The sequence below is a fragment of the Bradyrhizobium sp. USDA 4461 genome, assembly GCF_054055655.1.
The window spans coordinates 2,248,098-2,266,140 of the sequence record NZ_JBSRXM010000001.1; the positions used below are offsets into that span (position 1 = coordinate 2,248,098).

The window sequence follows — 18,043 nt, forward strand, 5'->3', positions numbered from 1 at the left end:
ATCATTTCGGGTTGGCGGATTTGCGCGCCTTCGGCGGCGCCGGAGGAGGAGGCGGTGCGGGCTCGGCTTGCGGGCTCGGATTGTTGTCGCCGAGCTTGTCGAGATACATCACGACATTGCCTTCGAAACGCACGAGCTCGCCGCTGTTGTAGATCCTGAGCCGGTCCGATGTCAGCGTGCCCTGGAGCAGCTTGACGTCGACGTGCTCGTCCGACGACACGTTGCCCTTGTTGATGTCGACGAAAGCTTGAGTCAGCTTCGCTTCATAGCCGGTGGAGGATTGCAGGAAGACATCCTGGCGCAGATCGAGCAGTTGCTTCTTGTTGTCGAAGAAGCCGGTGCGCGCATCCATCGTTACGGTCGACTCGTCCTGCTGCGCGACCTTGGCGCGGATCGTCTTCAGCTCGACATGGTCGGGATCGGTGACGTCCTGGATCGCCGCCTTGGCCCACATCTCGTAGGGCCGCCCGTCGGCCGAGAAGCCGGCGATGTGCGGCGATTCCATCGTGATCTTGGTGCCCGACACCACGAGGTTGTCCATCTCGACCGGCAGCTTGGGGATCAGTTCGCGGAACGGATTGTAGACCGAGACGAAGATGATCGAGGCCATCGACAGCCCGACCACAGCGGGCACCGCGACGCGCAGTATCCGCACCATGCGGCTGTGCCGCGCGGCGGCAGCAAAGCGCGCCTCGAGGCCAGTCACATAGGCTGGATTCTGAACCGAATTCACCTGAGCTCCAGAGGCACGAAATTGCCCCTATTCTAGCCGGAGCCGCCCAATCATGCAGCCCGGACCTCGCGTCGCGCCCCCGCAAGGAGACCACGCGTGAACAGTTTGGCCGAAACGGGGCGGAACGGCCCCTGCCGCGACGAATTCGACGCCCATCATGAACGGCGAATTCATGAATGAGCGAAGATGTCCTCGGCCTCCCAGCCATCGAGATCGAGCCTGGCGCGGGCGGGAAGGAAATCGAAGCAGGCCTGAGCGAGGTCGGTGCGTCCTTCGCGCGCGAGCATCGCATTCAATCTGTCGCGCAGCGCATGCAGATGCAGCACGTCGGACGCGGCGTAGGCGAGCTGGGCTTCGCTGAGGCTCTGCGCGCCCCAGTCGCTCGACTGCTGCTGCTTCGACAGCTCGACGTTGAGCACCTCGCGCACCAGATCCTTCAGGCCGTGGCGGTCGGTGTAGGTGCGCGACAGCCGCGAGGCGATCTTGGTGCAATAGACCGGCGTCGGCATCACGCCGAAGGTGTTGTAGAGCACCGCGACATCGAACCGCGCGAAATGGAAGATCTTGGTGATCTTGGGATTGGCGAGCAGCGCCTTCAGGTTCGGCGCATCGGTGTGGCCGTTCGGAATCTGGATCACGTCGGCGGTGCCGTCGCCGTTCGACATCTGCACCACGCAGAGCCGGTCACGATGCGGATGCAGCCCCATGGTCTCGGTGTCGATCGCAACGGAATCGGTGTAGCGCGTGAGATCGGGCAGGTCGCCGCGATGCAGGCGGATGGTCATGTATCAAGGCCTCGGGTCTCGGTTCGATTCGACAGGCGACACTAGAGCCTTTTCCGTTCCGATGAAATCGGAACGGAGCTCTAGACTCTTGTTTTGACGCGTTTTCTTTACGCGAACCGGTATCCGCTTCGCTCGAAAACGCTCTGCCCCAAACGCCCCGGATGCGAGCGGATAGGCAGTTGCCGGGCGGCTCAGCCGGGCGTTACTCCCTGCTCTTGCCATATCCCGACACGGCTGCCCAGCATCGCGCCGACCCTGTTGCATTTGGATCACGCTGCAATTCAAACGATAGGCGCCGGGATGACCCGAGGCCCGGCAACACCCATATGAAGAAGCGGAAATCTCGCGGTTCTTGATCGCACTTCCGCGCATTTTTTGCGTATCCGCGCCGATGAAATCCACGAGCGGCGCCCTATCTGTGGCCAGCCGCTCGCACGTCCTACTCATCTTCAGAAATGAGCCTCATGTCGGAACAGACCATCGCCGCGCCGATCGATGACGACCAGCAGGAGCGCGGCTTTTCGCGCTATCAAACGTTCCTGATCGCGCTGCTCGCCTTCACGCAATTCACCCTGATCCTCGACTTCATCATCATGTCGCCGCTCGGCGCCATCCTGATGCCGTCGCTCAACATCACCGCCGGGCAGTTCGGCGTCGCGGTGTCGGCCTACGCCTTCGCGGCCGGCATCTCCGGCATCCTCGCCGCCGGCTTTGCCGATCGCTTCGACCGCAAGCGGCTCCTGCTGTTCTTCTATGTTGGCTTCACCTTCGGCACCGTGCTGTGCGCGCTGGCGCAGAACTTCCACGTGCTGCTGCTCGGCCGCATCGTTACCGGTCTGTTCGGCGGCGTGATCGGCTCCGTGGTGCTCGCCATCGTCACCGACCTGTTTCCGCTGCAGCTGCGCGGCCGGGTGATGGGCTTGATCCAGACCGCATTTGCCGCAAGCCAGGTGCTCGGCGTGCCGGCCGGACTCTTCCTCGCCAATCACTGGAACTGGCACGTCTGCTTCGTCGCCATCGTCGGCCTGTCGATCGCTGCGATCGCCACCATCGCGTTGTTCATGGAGCCGGTCGACGGCCATCTCAAGCTGCAGCACGACCGCAACCCGTTCCAGCATTTGTTCGCGACCGTGACGCAGCCGCGCTACACGCTGGCCTTCCTGGTGACGACGCTGCTGGCGACCGGCGGCTTCATGCTGATGCCGTTCGGCAGCGCCTTCACCGTGCATAATCTCGGCATCGACATCGTCCATCTGCCGACGATCTATCTGGTCTCCGGCCTGTTCAGCATCCTGATGGGACCGCTGGTCGGCCGCGCCAGCGATGCATTCGGCAAATATCCGACCTTCATCTTCGGCTGCGTGGTGTCGGCGATCATGGTGCTGATCTACACTCATCTCGGCCACGTCTCGCTGCTGACCGCGATCATCGTCAACGTGCTGATGTTCGTCGGCATCTTCTCGCGCATGATCCCGTCGCAGGCGCTGATGTCGGCGATCCCCGACGCCAGCCAGCGCGGCGCGTTCAGCGCGGTCTCGGCCTCGGTGCAGCAGCTCTCGGGCGGGCTGGGCTCGGTGGTCGCAGCCGCGATCGTCGCCGAGAATGCGGACGGCTCGCTGCTGCATTTCGACCGGATCGGCTACGTCGTCGTGGCGAGCTCGATGATCTCGATGATCGCGATGTATTTTGTGCAGAAGCCGATCGCGCGGCGGGCTGGGCGGCGGGTGGTGTGAGGCAAGCTCGGCCCGGCGTCGGCGTACTCTGCCACCGCATCCTCAGCGGGTCACGGCCTCGTCGCACCCACCCTCCGGATGCTGAGCGATTTCAATCGCTTAAAAAGTGGGTGGTGCCCAGGAAAGGATTGGGGCTCGATCCGTCAAACTACAGCAAAAACAGTAACTTACCTCTGCGCCAAGTCCGACGTTTGTACCACTGGATTGTGCTCGTGTCGATCCTGCTCTGATCGCCGGGACGCGATCAGTATTCGCTCCTGGCCTGCAGGAAAGGCAGGATGCCCGGCTTGGCCAACGCGTGCCGACGGCCTGTCGCACGACGACAATTGACTAGCGTCACATCCACCAGATCGAAGAAGCCGCCGTCGCTCACGGCCCGGCAAGCCTGCGCCATCTGGATCGCAGCCGCGGCGACCGCGGTCGAAGGCACTCCAAGGCTGCGGCCGGCGATGGTGACGGCACCGCATCGATCGATGCGACCTGCATCGACGAGCTCCTGAAGGGTCGGGTCGAGAGGCATTTCCGGTTGGACGTCGGGTTCGGGCCAAGCTTGTATCGGCGATCGCGCACCCGGAAAACCGTGGATGCGAATGTCGAAAATCTCCGAAGGTGTGGCGCCCAGGCCCGCATCGAGCACGAGCTCGAAGTTCGAACCCGCCGCGGCGCGCCGCGCCGCCAGATTGTCGACTCCGACGAGCGCCAAGCCAGGCTCGGCCGCCGAGCGCTTCGTGCCCTCGACGAACCTGCTTTCGATGATCGTGGTGCCGAAGCCACGCTCCTCTGCCCACAGCGCCGCGCTGCGGGCCTTCTTGCGACCGATCCAGTCCGGCTTGGTTAGAACCTGGATGGCGAGATTGCCGAACTCCGACTTGTCCCCGTCCTGGAGAAACAGCGAGACCAGGCCGGGATCGGAATACGGCAGAAGTCCTATCGTCCACAGCGCGGCTTGCCCGAGATTGCCGAGCCCGAGCAGCCAGAACGCCGCTGGCAGGTAGGCAAGATCTATGTCGTGCCCGTCCTCATAGCCGGGCGACAACGCCGAGATTCTCGACGTCCTGCGACAGGCGAGCTTGTCTCCGAGCACGGCGCTACGGAAGACCTCGCCGATGCCCATAGCGCCCGCCAGCACGCCACCGATCTCGTTGCCGCCGCGGGGCGGATCGGCCGGCGCCTCGATGCCAACCAGGCCGGCCCAGCCGTCGGCCCAACATAGCGCGCCGCGTTGCATTCGCCGCCGCCCGGCGCCGACATGCAAGGCGATCGCATGCTCGGGTGCGTTCGTAGTCCTGCAGCCGGCGACTTCGAGATGCCGCCTGAGCGGCCATCTGCCGAATTGGCCGACCATGGTCGTTTCTCCGAAATCCGAACCGAGATAGACGCCGCCGGGAAACATCCGCACGCCGCATTCCGCGGCGGTCAGCAGCGCCGCTTGGCCCCACGGCAGACTGGCAGCGACATCCGCAGTCAGGACGAGCGCGGCGCGGTCGAGCTTGCGCCGCGCTGCGTCGTAACCGGCATGGCCATCGCCGCGCATGAGCAGATGCGCTAGGCGATCGTTCTCGATCGAGAGGTTCATGCGAACCTCCTGACCGCGAAGTACCGACCCGCGTCGTCGCTGCGGTCGGTCCATTGCCGGCGCCCGCGATATTCGTAGATGCCGATGTCGCCGGGGAAATACGCGCGGTCGGCGAAGTTCGGCACGATCAGCGCGACATGCCCGACCTCCGGGATCATCGGGTTGTCGCGGTCAGTCTGGCTCTGACCGACGCCAGCGGGATGAGTGTGGACGTCGGCCACCACTTCCAGGCCCTCGCGACGGCAGAGATCCCAGACGACGTCCATCTTCGAGCCGTCGAACAGGATGGTACCCCGCAAGGCGTGCGGATCGACATCGTCGTACGGCAGAAAGGCTTCGATCGTCCTGAGCCCGTCGACGCGACGGCCGAGAAGGAAACCGCCGCTTTCGCGATGACCACGGCCGCGCTCACGCAGCAGCGCCAGCGTGTCTAGCCACAAACTCCGGCGGCAGTTCAAGTGCCGCGGCGGGAAGATTAGCGCCCGCATAGTCCGTAGAATCGAGAATGCCATGTACAGTCTCCAGAAGAAAAACGATGGTCTTGTCGGCAGTCCAGCACAGTTCTTCGTGCTGACCCGGCCAATGGCTCCGCGCCAACCGATCGATGGGGTGATAGAGGCACGCCCCCCACACGCTGAACGAGATCATGGTGCCGGCCTGCCTGTTCTTGGGACGATGCGCGTCGGCGAGCGGCTGGTTGTCGCGACCGTGCCAAAGCTGCGAGTTCGGCGCCGTCGCGGGATATCCGGAGCAATCCGACCGCAGCAGGAATCCGGTCGGCCCGCCGAGCCGCACCGGCGCCGCGACGAAGAACATCGCGATCGGAAACTTCAGGCCGAGCAAGGCCCAACGACCTCGGCGTACGCCGACCTTGAAGGTCGGCGACGCCAGGTCGCGCAGGAGAGCGTTCTGATCGGGTCCCATGGACTAGCCCTGCGGCTTCACCTTGAAGACGAGATCGAGGACGATCGACTTCGCGCCGTGAGCCGCCTGGCCCAAGTGCAAGTCCGGCGGCAACACCTTGCCGTCGTGCTTCAGCTGGAAGTCGCTCGGGTCCTCGGTCGGGGCGAGCTTTCCAACCGCCCACTTCGTCACCTTCGCGATCGTCGCCGCCGGCCGGAACTCGTGCTCGACGTGACGGTTGCCCTGATAGCGCACCGTGGTCGCGATCTTGCCCGGCTTGGCGACGTGAAGCGGCGCGAACTCAATCGACAGGTGCTCGATCAGGATCAACTCGTGCCCGAGCGGCTCTTCGGCGTCCTCGAGGTAGACCTCGAGCAGACCCTCGATGCCCGTCTTGGTGACCGCGATTTCGATGAATTCCTTCACGGTGGTGGTGGGGCCGATTTCGGCGTCGTGGTGCCCGGCCTGCCCCTCCGCCGCAAACACGACGGCGACGCGCTCAGTTACTTCTTCGATCAATTCAGTCATTTCCAGTCCTCGTTCATGAGCGGCTGGAATACCCAGCCAGTTCGATGTGCAGGCTTGACCGGCATGCTCGGAGCCCCGGTGTCCCGTCTTCCCCGGCCTGATTCGCCGGACTAAGATGCGATTCGGGTCCACCAATGGACTTGTCCATTAATAGACTAATTGGATTAAAAGTCCATAACGAGACGGGAGATGGTATGCAGCTACCAGATCGAGAGCGGGAGGAAAGACGTCAGAACGACGCTGAAGCGGCCTTACGCGCGTTCTTCGGCATCGCGGAGAAATGGGGATTGTCGACCGAGGAGCAGATCAAGCTTCTCGGCTCGCCTCCCCGATCGACGTTCTTCAAGTGGAAGAAGGAAGGCGGCGCGATCCCTGCGGACACCGTCGAACGACTCTCACACGTTCTCGGCATCCACAAATGCCTGCGCATCCTCTTCACCGACGACGGCACCGGCGACAACTGGGTCAGAAAACCTAATCAGGCTCCGTTCCTGAATGGTCTCTCGGCCGTCGAGTTCATGACGACGACGGGGCACGTCGCCGACGTCTTCAGGGTCCGATCGTATCTGGACGCTCAGCGCGGGGGTTGAATTTGAGTCGCGTGCGAAACAGGAAGATCAACTGGCCGGCATGCTTTAGGCTGATCCCGTCCCGCTTCCCGCCCGTGCAGCTGTACGAGGGCGTGTCGGCCCCGCAGGATTGGGACGCTGTCAAACGCATCGAAGAGCTCACCAATCCGCGGCTGCGCCGAGGGACGCTTCTTCCGGAGGATGAAGGAAAAGTCGATCAGAGCTGGCTGGTCGCTCCCTTTGCATATCCAGACCCTGAACCGTCTGCCTTCAGCGACGGATCGTTTGGTTACTCGATCGTCGCCGAATCTCTTCACTCCGCCCTATTGCTCGCGATCTCACGTCGCGAGACATTTCTTCGCCGAACGGCGGAAGCGCCGACGCGGCTGGTGATGCGGGTCATCAAGGTCCCGTTGAAGGCGACGCTTCAAGATCTTACCCATCTTGATCTTGAGGACCCTTCGTTGAAAGGTCTCATTGCGGATCTGCGTGCCACCAAATCTCACGGCGTGCTCGTGCGCGGGCCGCGGGGAAAAGACGATCCCCTGGCGGTCGTACTGAGGCCTACCGCCTTCGTTCAGCCAGCGTCGCAGACTGAGCACTACTGCTTTCTTTGGAACGGCGAGCGAATCCATCAGCTGTTTTTGCTGCCGGCCGAAACGAAGGTGATGGTACCGGAAGACTTGATGAGATCCGTCACGGCGGCATAGTCGGTCCGGTTCAAACACCGGTCGCTTTGCGCGTTGGGTGGAGGCTGAGGAAGGCAAGTCGTCCACGTTCGTCTGCAACAACATCCGGGACAACAATCCCTGCCTGATCGAGAACCATCGCAGCCGTGGCATGTGCGCTGGCGCACGGATTATGGGCGACGAAGCTTGGCGCGAGAAACCGCGCAGCGTCACGCTGTCCGATCTCGTGCAAATCATTTCAAAGGAAACACCTGCGGCGCTCTGGAAGGATACGTTCGCGTGGGTCTTATCCCGCGCGGGATGAATGCGCCTCGATTGCCCTGGCAGAATGTTCGCCGCTCATCGCGGCCGGGCCGAAGACAAGGCTTTCGGCCGGCGCGGCCAACGAAAGACCGTTTGCTTTGCATTGGCTGTAAAGGAGGTCGATGACTTCGTTGCGGGCCGCCGTCCAGCCGGCGGGACTCTCCACACGGAACAACAACTCGACTTCAATCGCGGCTGCGTCAATCGAATTCAGGGCGACAATCGGCGACGGGTCCTGGACGATCCGCGTGCTGGCTTCCAGTACGCACCGCATGATTTGCTCGACGAATTTTGGCGTCGTGGTGGCAATGCGTACGGTCAACGTGATCTGGTGCGTCTCGTCGGGCCGGCTGAGATTGGTGACACCCTGTCTTGCCAGGATGCTGTTCGGCACAACGACGACATTGTACCCTCCGGTGAGCAGATTGGTGGAGCGCCAGTTGGTCTCAACGACGCGGCCTTCCGTACCGTCCTTCAACTGAATCCAGTCGCCTATGGCATAGGCCCTCCCCAGCGTCAGCGCGATCCCTGAGAAGACATCACCAAGGGTATTTTGCAGCGCCAAGCCGAAAATGATCGCGACAACGCCTGAGGTCGCGACCAGCGTGCCGACCGGGACACCAAATACAAAGCCAATGATCGACAGCGCCACACCGAGATAGATGACACCGACGGCCATGTCCTGGATCAGATGCGCTTCCCGTGGCCGGCGATTGACCAACATATAGATGTGGACCAGGCCAATAATGGCCCATGCGAGATGGGTCCACCACAGGATCCTAGCCGATATGGAGAGCAACGCGCCGAAACCCCGCAAGTGAGCGCCATCGACGTGGTGCGGAGAGATGCCGCCAAGATAGAGCACGAGGCTCATGCCGACAAAGAACAGAATCTGGGCGATCAGTCGGCCTGTCGGACGGTTGCTCCCCTGAACATGCCAAACGACGATACCGGCAATTCCGAGAGTGTTGGTCAGAACAAGCGGCATCATGTGATCTTCGCTTAACATAGTTGAGACTCAGCAATAGCGGTCGGCTGCGATCGACGGAAAGGCCTTACGCTCAGGTGAAGCTACGCATCAATGCGTCCACGCATCGGAGGTGAGATCAATCACCCACATGCATTCGAACCCCCTTGGCCCCGTTGAGGAGCCGCTTCAGATGGTAATTCGCCAGCGGGTCATGGGCGTTGAGACCAACCAGTGCTGCGAAGGCTGGCACCACGTCAGTGTCATTCGCCTCCAACTTGTTAAAGGCAGTCGCATACTGCGTCGCGGCCGGCCCATTACTCTCCGCAGCTGACAAGGGCTCGTGGGCGCGTAGCGCCTCACTTCGTCCCCGCAGAACAAGATCGCCGATCGGCCGCCCCCTGAACTCTCGAGCCTTACACGCGATCGAGTCGCTGACGCAGATTCGCGTGCCCAATGTCTTGTTCGCCGCCTCCAGTCTGGCGGCAGTGTTAACTGTGTCCCCGTAGGCTGTATAGTCAAAGTAACGGCCGCCGCCGAAATTGCCGACCAGCGCAGGCCCGGCATGGACGCCTATCCGCGTGACACCGAAATCAACGCCCCTCTGTTTCCAGCGCTCCCGAAATGTTTCGGCCCATCGATCGAGCGCCTGCGCGCACGCGATTGCACGGCTGGGGTAATCGATCTGGTCGCCGGGTGCATTGAACAGGACCTGAATGGCGTCACCGATCACCTTCGCCACCGTCCCCTCATAGGCGAAGACGACATCCGTCAGTCCACCGACGTATTCGTTGAGCATATCTGTCAGCACATTCGAATCGGCCATCTCGACGAGTGAGGTAAAGCCCGTAATATCGGTGAAAATCACCGCAATGTCGCGCCAGTGGACCTGCATTCCATCGTCACCATCTACCGCAGCAAGGCGCTTAGCGAGCTCAGGCGAGAAATATCTCGACAGCGACGCATGAGCGCGCTCCGCGTCCGCCTGTCGCCGGCGCGCCTCTCGCAAGACCTCGATGTGACGGATGGTCTTGTGGATCGTGGATTCCAGGTCGGCGAAATCGATGGGCTTGGTCAGGAAGTCGAACGCGCCGCGATTCATTGCGGTACGTATGTTGCTCATATCGCCGTACGCCGAGACGACAATCGCCACCTTCTTGTCCTCTCGCTCCTGCAGTTTCGCCAACAGTGAAAGGCCGTCCATGCGCGGCATGTTGATGTCCAAGACCACGAGATCGATATGCGGATGCTGCTCGATCGATTGCAACGCCTCAAGACCGTCACGCGCGAACACGAAGCTTACCTGCCGTTCGCGAATCTGCCGGCGAAACCTTCGGAGGACGAGCGCCTCCAGATCCGGCTCGTCATCGACTACAAGAACGGTGGCGGTCATGCGGCCTGTTCCAGTCTCGCCTGGATCGCCTGACGGACCTGGCCAAAGTCGATCGGCTTGGTCAACAGGGCCTGCGCGCCCCGCTCAAGTGCCGTCTTGCGCGTTTCGGCGTCACCGTACGCCGTGATCATGATCACCGGAACGTCGGGTCGCCGTGCGCGAAGCTCCGGCAGCATCTCTAGCCCGCTCATCCCGGGCATGTTGATGTCGGAGAGGATGAGGATCAGCGTTTGCTCGCCGGTATCGGAAATGCGGTTCAGGGCCTGCGCTGCCGAGCCGGCAAAGTCCATCACAAAGCGCCGGGCGCGAAGCTCGCGTCGAAATTGCTGGCGAAACAGAACCTCCAAATCGGGTTCGTCATCCACCACAAGAACCGATACAGTCATAATCAGCCCCCGATACTGTGAGAAACACCGATGTTACGCGGCAGCAGGATGGTGAACTCGGTGAATTCGCCGGGCTCAGTCTCGACATCGATCCTGCCGCCATGTTGCTTCACGATGATGTCGTGGCTCATGGAAAGTCCGAGGCCTGTTCCCTCGCCCGGCGGTTTGGTCGTGAAGAACGGATTGAACATTTTCTCCTTCACCTCCGGTGGAATACCAACGCCATTGTCGCGGATGCGGATTTCGACGGAATCGCCGCGATCATGCGTGATGGCGCAGAGCGCGGGCTCAAATCCGGGATCACCGTCGTCACAGCGCTTGGCGACGGCATAGAAGCCATTGGAGATGACGTTCAGCAGCACCCGCGTGATCTCCTGCGGGAACACGTCGGCGATCCCTGTGTCCGGATCGAACTCGCGCCTGAGGGTGACGTTGAACTGTGGTCTCTCGGTGCGCGCGCCATGATAGGCAAGATTGAGGCTCTCCTCGACCAGCGCATTGACGTCGGCAGGCCGATGCTCGCCGCCGCCGCCACGCGAATGCAGGAGCATGTTCTTGACGATGGAGTCGGCGCGCTTGCCGTGCTGTACGATCTTCTGAAGATTGTCCGTTAGCAGCTCGCTCAGTTCATCCACTTCGCCGCGGATGTCGTCGGGGAGCATGACCGGAGCGAGGACCTCATTCAACTCGCCGGTCAGCTCGACGGAGAGCGCGGCGAAATTGTTAACGAAGTTGAGCGGGTTCTTGATCTCGTGCGCAATGCCAGCGGTGAGCTGACCGAGTGAAATGAGCTTTTCTGTCTGAACCAGGCGGTCCTGGGCCGCCCGTAGATCGTCGAGGGATCTGGCGAGCTCCTTCGTGCGGGCCTCTACTTCTTCGAACAACCGCGCGTTCTCGATCGCGATCACGGCCTGATCGGCAAACGTCTTGAGAAGGTTGATCTGGCTACCAGTGAAGGTTCCTGGTTCGGCGCGCGAAACGCCGATTGTACCGATCGCCACGCCTTTCCGGAGCATGGGCACGACCACGATGCTTCGATATCCCCTCGCGCGTGCCATGCTCCTGATCGCCGGATGGACACCCGGTTCGGTCTCGATATCGGAGCGAAATGCGATCGTCGACGTGAGTGCGACCCGGCTGTGGATCCCGGAGGACGTGAGCGGCGTGGGAAATGAGATTCGGATCTCCTCATCACCGGCCACGCTTCCTGCCGTGCATGCCGCCAGATGAAGCATGTCGCCGACGACACGTGTCACGAGCGCCGTTTGGCCGGCAAGCAACCGCCTCGCGCTTTCGGAGATGACGTCGAATACCGGCTGCACGTCAGTTGGTGAACTGGCGATGACATTGAGGATCCCTGCCGTGACGGTCTGCCGCTCCAACGCGATAGCGAGTTCGCCCTGGAGGCGGGCATTCTCCGCTACTCCGCTCTGCAGTCGTTGTTCGAGCTCATCGACCCTGTTCCTCAGGTCGGCATCCATTCTGCTGATCATCACTTCCGGGTTCAGCGCCACCCCCCGATCGCGACTAGGCCAACCCCAGGCCGCCGTCGATGGCAACCACTTGGCCGGTCATCCATTCCGAGGCTGAGCCGGCGAGCCGGACAATCCATTCTGCGACATCGTCCGGGACGCCGCGCCGCCCGAGCGGGATGCGCGCACGCTCCTGTTCCTTGACTGCGGCGGCCTGCTCCTGCGTCAGCCCCATCATGCCGGTGAGGGCGCCGGATTCCGTTGGCCCAGCGGCGACGGCGTTCACCCGTATGCCGAATGGCGCAAGCTCCAGCGCCCAACAACGGGTCAGGTGCTCCAGCGCCGCCTTGCTCGCTGCATAATGAGACAGTCCGGCTGCGGGCCGGTGACCAAAGGTGCTCGACACGTTGATGATGGTGCCGCGCCTCGCCTTCAGGTGCGGAAGGGCAGCGGAGGCAAGCAGGCTAGGACCGAGCACATTAACCGAAAAGATATCCGTGATCCGATCGGCCGTGGTATCGGCCAATGGAAGGATTGCGCCGGCGCCGGCGTTGTTGACCAAGGCGTCTATTCTGCCCCAGAGATCCATCGCCTTGGCAATTGTGCGCTTGGCATCATCGGTCGAGGCCGCATCCGCAACGATACCCGCGATGTTCGGATGCTCAGCAACCGTTTCGTCCAGAGGAGCCGCCCGGCGGCCGGTCACGAGCACCTTGTCGCCCTGATTGGCAAGGCGGATCGCCGCCGCTCGCCCGATTCCTGAAGTGCCGCCAGTCAGCACAATGACTTTTTCTTTGCTATGCATGTTGATCGCGCTCCTCTGCGATTACTGGGCGGTCCAGCCGCCATCAACCGAGATCGCGGTTCCGGTGATCTGGTCGGCGGCGGACGAACATAGAAAGGCGACAGTGCCGCCAAGCTGCGCCGGAGAAACAAATTCGAGGGACGGCTGCTTCTCCGCCAGGAGTGTCCTAGCGGCTTCCGTCCGGCTGACCCCTCTTTGCGCAGCGATGTCGTCGATCTGCTTGTCGACCAGTGGCGTTCGTACCCAGCCCGGACAGACCGCATTGCATGTGACCCCGCTCCCGGCAGTCTCCAGGCCAACCACTTTGGTAAGGCCGACCAGGCCGTGCTTGGCCGCGACGTAGGCTGCCTTATGCGTCGAAGCGACGAGGCCGTGCGCGGAGGCAATGTTGACGATCCGCCCCCAGCACTGCTTCTTCATCTGCGGGACCGCCGCCGCAATGCCGTGGAACGCGGCCGACAGATTGATCGCCAGGATCGCGTTCCACTTGGCGGCTGGGAATTCTTCGACCGGCGCAGTGAACTGGATGCCGGCATTGTTGACGAGGATGTCGAGCCGGCCGAATTTCTCGACCGTCGCTGCAATCAATCCGCGCACGGCCTCCTCCTTTGACATATCGGCGCCATCGTAAACGGCGCGTACACCATGCTCACGTTCGATGCCGCCGCGGATCGCCTCGATTTCGCTGGCATCGCCAAAGCCATTCAAAACGATATCAGCCCGGAGCTTGGCCAACTCCCTAGCGATACCGAGCCCAATACCGCTGGTCGATCCGGTGACGACGGCTACCCTGCCCTTCAACATGGGACTTCCTTTCGATGCTTTGGGGTGAGATTGGCCGCGAGATCAGTCACGGCGGTGGATATCGTGCGTAACAATGCCGAGCTCGGGAGCAGGCGGGTCGAGCCGTCGTGGATCGGCCAACGTACGGCGGATATCCTCCAGACCGCTCTGCCAATGCGCCCGCATCGCGTTCAACCCGAATTCGTAATCCTTTGAATGGCGCTCGTAGATCTTGGACTGGTAGATCAGATGGATGATGTTGCAGGAGCGATGGCGAGCCATGTCCGCGATGGCGCGGATTTCCGGATCCTGCTTCGCGCCATCCGGCAACATTTCGAGCATTCGCTGCAACGCCTGACGCATCTTCTGCATCCGTAGCGCCTGGTCCGTGATGGCGCGTGTGCGGCTGGAATACTGAATGTCCTTCTGGCGGCTCGACACCTCCATCAGGTCATTCGGCACACGGCCCCGCGCCGACCAAAGATCGACCTGGAAGGTCAGCGTGTCGCGCGGTTCGCTCGACAGCACTCGGGATAGAGGCGTGTTCGAAACGACGCCGCCGTCCCAATAGTGCTCGCCGTCGACCTCGACCGCAGGGAAGCCCGGCGGCAGGGCACCGGATGCCATGAAATGCTGCGGTCCGAGCCGGCGTTCAGCCGTGTCGAAATAGGTCAGGTTGCCCGTACGGACGTTGACCGCGCCAACGGCGACGCGCACCTCCCCCGCGTTCAGCCGATCAAAGTCGACAAGCCGCTCCAACGTCTGCCGCAATGGTGAGGTATCGTAGAAACTCGTCGCCGCGTTGCCCGAGAAGGGCGACAGGAACGGTGGCGGGAAGCGTGGCTTGAAAAAGCCGGGCTGCCCCTGGAGGAGGGCCCTGAGGGCCGCCAGGGCATTGTGCGCTGAGCGGAGATCGAAGGCGAACGGCATCGCATTGGCAAGCCCTTCGCCGACCGGCCATTCCACCGCCGCCGCGCAGATGCTCTCCCAGAACTTGCGTAACCGTTCGATTCGCTCGGCCTCGGGCGAGCCGGCGATAATGGCGGCGTTCAGCGCACCGATCGAAATGCCAGCCAACCAGTTCGGCCGTATGCCGGCTTCGTGCAGGCCTTCGTAAACGCCGGCTTGATAGGCACCAAGCGCGCCGCCACCCTGCAGCACCAGGGCCACGACATCATATGGCAACGGCTTGGCCGGTTGCGGCGCCGGATCGATTTTCCCGCGCATGACGTTCAGCATTTTCTGGAGCTCCAGATGTAGGGCTGATCTCGGTCAGCCGGCATTCGCTTCGATGCCGCGGCGCGGAGTTGCCTGGTCGGTAGCAAGATAGTCATAGACCACGCCGCCGAGCCCAAGCGTCAGGTCCACGACGAGGTGCTTGGCCGACAGAACCTGCAGCACCGGCAACTCGGCGACGGGTGCCAGGGCATGCGAGTACAGATCCAGGGCAGCGGGCCCGGTCCAAGCGCCCTTCACGGTGATGTCCTCGAGGTGGAAGCGCACCAGCTCGCAGATGCGCGGCGAACCATCGACATGCGGAATGATCTTGAGAAGGAAATTGGGAGCTGCGAGCTTCCGGGCTTCTGCCGCGGTATCGAGCGTGCGATGCTTGTACCCCATGGTGCCGGTCGCAATGCGGACCGAGCCGTAGTTCAATGTGCCAACCAACGTGTCGATCTCGACCTCCAGCTTCGGTTGCGCCAATTTCTTGGGAAACCCCCACAGCTCGCGCCCGCCCGCAATCGGCGGATGGTCGTTCAGGAACATCTGATGGGTGAAGCCACCCAATTGGCCCTTGTAGGATACGGGAATGACCTGGCCGCTCTCGGTGTAGTCGCCGAAACCGGTGGAATCCGGCATGCGGATGAACTCGTAGTTCACCACCGGCTCGGTGACCTCCAGCGGTTCCGGCACCACGCGGCGCAGCGCGTCGGGATCGGTGCGGTACTGGATGATGAAATACTCGCGGTCGACGAAGCGGTAAGGACCGGGAGGAAAGGCCGGACTGCTTAGCGGCATCGCGAACGACGATGCGCGCACGGTCTCGTGTTTCACGGGGTAAGCTCCAAGTTTATCAGTGGCGGGCGCATCGCGCTTGCAGCACCCGCCCCTGGTTCGGATTTGACTCAACGCGCGGTCAGTAGTCCCAGAAGACCGGCACCCAACGAAACGCGTCGCCGGCGACCGCGACGTGACCGACCGACGGGAACGGCATGTGCGTGGCCACCAGCAGTTCGCGGTTCGCCGCCAGTTCGCGCAAAAGTTCGATCCGGACGCGAGCGGCTTCCTCGGGATCGTGCTCGAAGCCGTTGTGCCAATCCGGGTGCTCGAACCCGACGGTGAAGACGAGGTCGCCTGCGAATGTCAGCCGGTCGCCGCCGGATGCCACGCGAACCACGCTGTGTCCGGGAGTGTGGCCACCGGTGCGGCGGACTACGACGCCCGGCGCAACTTCGTGCTCATCTTCGAACGTCCGCAGCTGGTTGTGGTACTCGTTCGCGAACCGCTTTGCGGTGGCCCGAAGCGCGTCCGGGAATCCCGGCGGCATGGAGACGCGGGAGAAATCGGGCGCCTCCCAGAATTTGACCTCCGCGGCCGCCACGTGGATCCGCAGGTCCGGCCGCAGCCGGTCCCTCACGCCCTCGACCAGCAAGCCGCCGACATGGTCCATGTGCATGTGGGTCAGCACCACGTCGGTCACGGATGCCAGATCGATGCCGGCGGCTTCCAGTCGCTTGACCAACTGCCCGGCCCGCGGCAGGTGCAGATCCGGGTCCAGTCCGAGACCCGCGTCGATCAAGATGGTCTGCGCGCCGCTGCGTACCACAACCACGTTCAGTGCCCAGTCGAACGCGTCCGGCGGCAGGAACATGTCGTCCAGCCAGGCGGCGCGGACGGCCGGGTCGGCGTTGTGCGCCAGCATCTTGGACGGCAGCGGCAGCACGCCGTCGCTGATCACCATAACATCGATGTCGCCGATTTTCAGCGCGTAGCGCGATGGTACCAATTCGTCGGGCTTCGATCTAACGGAGCGTGCGGCAGTGTCTAAGCTCATGGTTGTCTCCTGTTGAGTATTGCGGATCATCCGATCCATTTTCAAGAACTTCTGCGCTGGATCCTGAGCGGCTCGTGCTTTTCGCGCAGAGAGCGCGGTCAATGCTCGTGAGGTGTTCAGAGATCAGTGACACGCTCCGGATCAGCGGACGCAAGAGCAGCGGCACGCACGGCTCGCGGCGGATAGATCCAGACGGTATTGATATCTTTCTTGGTCTTCTTGGCTTCGTCGCCAACCATTTCGACTTTGCGCTCCCAGCCTCGCGTGAACAGCGCGCCGGCTTTTCCCAGGTCGAGGCAGGTGACGTAGGCCTTCTGGTGGTACCGTTTGGTCGGGACCCCGAGCAACTCGGCGGCCGCATTGTTGCCGGCGAAGGCGCCCATCCTCGTGGCGTGTTGGCAGGACATGAGCGCGTAGTTGCCAACCTCGTCACATGCCGCTCTCGCGGCATCGCCGGTTGCAAAAACGCCAGGCACCGACAGCACGCGCAAGTCGGGATCGACGAGCAGGCGTCCAAAGCTGTCTCGCTCGGCTGGAATCTGTGCGGTTAGCGGAGCGGCGCGCATGCCGGCCGCCCAGATCACGGTCCCGCTGTCAATGTGCTCTCCGCTGGAAAGCGTGACGCCGGACTTGTCGAGCGAGGTGACGCCAACGCCGAGCCGAGTCTCCACCCCAAGCTTATGCAGCGCAGCTTCGATGATAGGACGAGGACCTTCGCCCATGTCGGGGGCGATCGAACTGTTTCGTTCGACGATGACGACGCGCGGCTTGGCATCCTTGCCAAGGATCTCACGAAGCCGCGCGGGCATTTCTGTCGCGACTTCGATGCCAGTGAATCCGCCGCCGGCCACGACAACCGTGTCACGCATCTGTGATACCGGCCACCCCACCAAATGATGCAAATGCCGGTCGAGGGCGATCGCGTCGTCGAGCTGGTCGACGCTGAAGCCGTGTTCAGCGAGCCCGGGGATGCTGGGACGGAATAGCCGGCTGCCAGTGGCGACAATCAATCGGTCATAAGTGAGTCTCTGCTTCGCACCCTTGGCCGCAACGATGTCTACCACTTTGGACTTGGTATCGATCGACTCGGCGCTGCCTTTCACATAGGCAACGTCAACGGCCTTCAGCACATCCAGAAGCGAAGCTGTCAGGGTCTCCGGTTTCGGCTCATAGAGGCGCGGTCGAATCACCAGCGTCGGCTCCGGTGCGACCAGCGCAATCTCGAGGTCTCCGGGGGAAACACCCTGAATTTCGCGCAGGCGGGCGGCGGAGAGTGCGGCGTACATGCCGGCGAAGCCGGCGCCTATGATGACGAGGCGCATGTAATACTCCTGTAGATCTGGGTGATGCAGAGAGGTCGGCG

At 62.4% G+C, this 18,043-nt stretch carries 20 protein-coding genes; 4 read left to right on the plus strand and 16 right to left on the minus strand.

The window, feature by feature from the left end; translation table 11 throughout:
• Position 1: 1 nt before the first annotated feature.
• The gene (lptC, locus tag ACVINW_RS10520; protein WP_456751227.1) at positions 2–733 is read right to left on the minus strand and encodes an LPS export ABC transporter periplasmic protein LptC; all 732 of its coding nucleotides are present in this window, start codon (positions 731–733) and stop codon (positions 2–4) included.
• A gap of 170 nt (positions 734–903) precedes the next feature.
• On the minus strand, positions 904–1,518 hold the full coding sequence (locus ACVINW_RS10525) for a ribonuclease H-like domain-containing protein (RefSeq protein ID WP_456751228.1): 615 nt from the start codon (positions 1,516–1,518) through the stop codon (positions 904–906).
• 464 nt (positions 1,519–1,982) lie between these two features.
• Here ACVINW_RS10525 and ACVINW_RS10530 point away from each other — a divergent pair, with 464 nt between their 5' ends.
• Positions 1,983–3,251 carry an MFS transporter gene (locus ACVINW_RS10530; protein ID WP_456751229.1) on the plus strand — a complete coding sequence of 423 codons (1,269 nt, stop codon included), beginning with the start codon at positions 1,983–1,985 and terminating at the stop codon, positions 3,249–3,251.
• Positions 3,252–3,495: 244 nt separating this feature from the next.
• On the opposite strand, the gene ACVINW_RS10535 is transcribed toward ACVINW_RS10530, so the two are convergent.
• From ACVINW_RS10535 to ACVINW_RS10550, 4 genes are read right to left on the minus strand one after another with little or no spacing between them, the layout of a single operon-like run.
• Entirely contained in the window at positions 3,496–4,827 is a 1,332-nt protein-coding gene (locus tag ACVINW_RS10535) for a hypothetical protein (RefSeq protein ID WP_456751230.1), read from the minus strand.
• Positions 4,824–5,285 carry a Mov34/MPN/PAD-1 family protein gene (locus ACVINW_RS10540; protein WP_456751231.1) on the minus strand — a complete coding sequence of 154 codons (462 nt, stop codon included), beginning with the start codon at positions 5,283–5,285 and terminating at the stop codon, positions 4,824–4,826. Before ACVINW_RS10540 ends, ACVINW_RS10535 begins: the two co-directional genes overlap by 4 nt.
• Complete coding sequence (locus ACVINW_RS10545; RefSeq protein ID WP_456751232.1) at positions 5,236–5,751, minus strand: DUF7665 family protein; 516 nt, start codon at positions 5,749–5,751, stop codon at positions 5,236–5,238. The genes ACVINW_RS10540 and ACVINW_RS10545 overlap by 50 nt, the downstream gene beginning before the upstream one ends.
• Positions 5,752–5,754: 3 nt before the next feature.
• Complete coding sequence (locus ACVINW_RS10550; protein WP_456751233.1) at positions 5,755–6,258, minus strand: hypothetical protein; 504 nt, start codon at positions 6,256–6,258, stop codon at positions 5,755–5,757.
• Between the two features lie 194 nt (positions 6,259–6,452).
• Between ACVINW_RS10550 and ACVINW_RS10555 the strand changes: the two genes are divergently transcribed.
• The 3 genes from ACVINW_RS10555 to ACVINW_RS10565 all read left to right on the plus strand — a co-directional run bounded on the left by ACVINW_RS10555 (position 6,453) and on the right by ACVINW_RS10565 (position 7,820).
• Positions 6,453–6,848: an MbcA/ParS/Xre antitoxin family protein gene (locus ACVINW_RS10555; RefSeq protein WP_456751234.1), complete on the plus strand. Its 396-nt coding sequence runs from the start codon at positions 6,453–6,455 to the stop codon at positions 6,846–6,848.
• Between the two features lie 74 nt (positions 6,849–6,922).
• A complete protein-coding gene (locus ACVINW_RS10560; protein ID WP_456751235.1) occupies positions 6,923–7,537 on the plus strand; it encodes an RES family NAD+ phosphorylase in 615 nt (204 codons plus the stop codon).
• A gap of 37 nt (positions 7,538–7,574) precedes the next feature.
• Positions 7,575–7,820, plus strand: coding sequence for a hypothetical protein (locus ACVINW_RS10565; protein ID WP_456751236.1), 246 nt, complete (start codon positions 7,575–7,577; stop codon positions 7,818–7,820).
• On the opposite strand, the gene ACVINW_RS10570 is transcribed toward ACVINW_RS10565, so the two are convergent.
• The 10 genes from ACVINW_RS10570 to ACVINW_RS10615 all read right to left on the minus strand — a co-directional run bounded on the left by ACVINW_RS10570 (position 7,803) and on the right by ACVINW_RS10615 (position 18,002).
• Positions 7,803–8,828, minus strand: a complete 1,026-nt coding sequence (locus tag ACVINW_RS10570) for a mechanosensitive ion channel family protein (RefSeq protein ID WP_456751237.1) — start codon at positions 8,826–8,828, stop codon at positions 7,803–7,805. The two genes, ACVINW_RS10565 and ACVINW_RS10570, sit on opposite strands and share 18 nt — an antisense overlap.
• 97 nt (positions 8,829–8,925) lie before the next feature.
• Positions 8,926–10,179: an adenylate/guanylate cyclase domain-containing protein gene (locus ACVINW_RS10575; RefSeq protein WP_456751238.1), complete on the minus strand. Its 1,254-nt coding sequence runs from the start codon at positions 10,177–10,179 to the stop codon at positions 8,926–8,928.
• Positions 10,176–10,565 (minus strand): response regulator, encoded by a 390-nt coding sequence (locus tag ACVINW_RS10580; RefSeq protein WP_456751239.1) that lies wholly within the window; start codon positions 10,563–10,565, stop codon positions 10,176–10,178. The genes ACVINW_RS10575 and ACVINW_RS10580 overlap by 4 nt, the downstream gene beginning before the upstream one ends.
• 2 nt (positions 10,566–10,567) lie before the next feature.
• Entirely contained in the window at positions 10,568–12,079 is a 1,512-nt protein-coding gene (locus ACVINW_RS10585) for an ATP-binding protein (RefSeq protein ID WP_456751240.1), read from the minus strand.
• Between the two features lie 13 nt (positions 12,080–12,092).
• Positions 12,093–12,842 carry an SDR family NAD(P)-dependent oxidoreductase gene (locus tag ACVINW_RS10590; protein WP_456751241.1) on the minus strand — a complete coding sequence of 250 codons (750 nt, stop codon included), beginning with the start codon at positions 12,840–12,842 and terminating at the stop codon, positions 12,093–12,095.
• Positions 12,843–12,863: 21 nt separating this feature from the next.
• Positions 12,864–13,646: a 3-hydroxybutyrate dehydrogenase gene (locus ACVINW_RS10595; protein ID WP_456751242.1), complete on the minus strand. Its 783-nt coding sequence runs from the start codon at positions 13,644–13,646 to the stop codon at positions 12,864–12,866.
• Between the two features lie 42 nt (positions 13,647–13,688).
• Positions 13,689–14,864: a DUF3734 domain-containing protein gene (locus ACVINW_RS10600; protein ID WP_456751243.1), complete on the minus strand. Its 1,176-nt coding sequence runs from the start codon at positions 14,862–14,864 to the stop codon at positions 13,689–13,691.
• Between the two features lie 33 nt (positions 14,865–14,897).
• Positions 14,898–15,680, minus strand: coding sequence for an acetoacetate decarboxylase (locus ACVINW_RS10605; RefSeq protein WP_456751244.1), 783 nt, complete (start codon positions 15,678–15,680; stop codon positions 14,898–14,900).
• Positions 15,681–15,762: 82 nt separating this feature from the next.
• Positions 15,763–16,719 (minus strand): MBL fold metallo-hydrolase, encoded by a 957-nt coding sequence (locus tag ACVINW_RS10610; protein ID WP_456751245.1) that lies wholly within the window; start codon positions 16,717–16,719, stop codon positions 15,763–15,765.
• Between the two features lie 77 nt (positions 16,720–16,796).
• Positions 16,797–18,002, minus strand: a complete 1,206-nt coding sequence (locus tag ACVINW_RS10615; RefSeq protein WP_456751246.1) for an NAD(P)/FAD-dependent oxidoreductase — start codon at positions 18,000–18,002, stop codon at positions 16,797–16,799.
• Between the last annotated feature and the right edge of the window lie 41 nt (positions 18,003–18,043).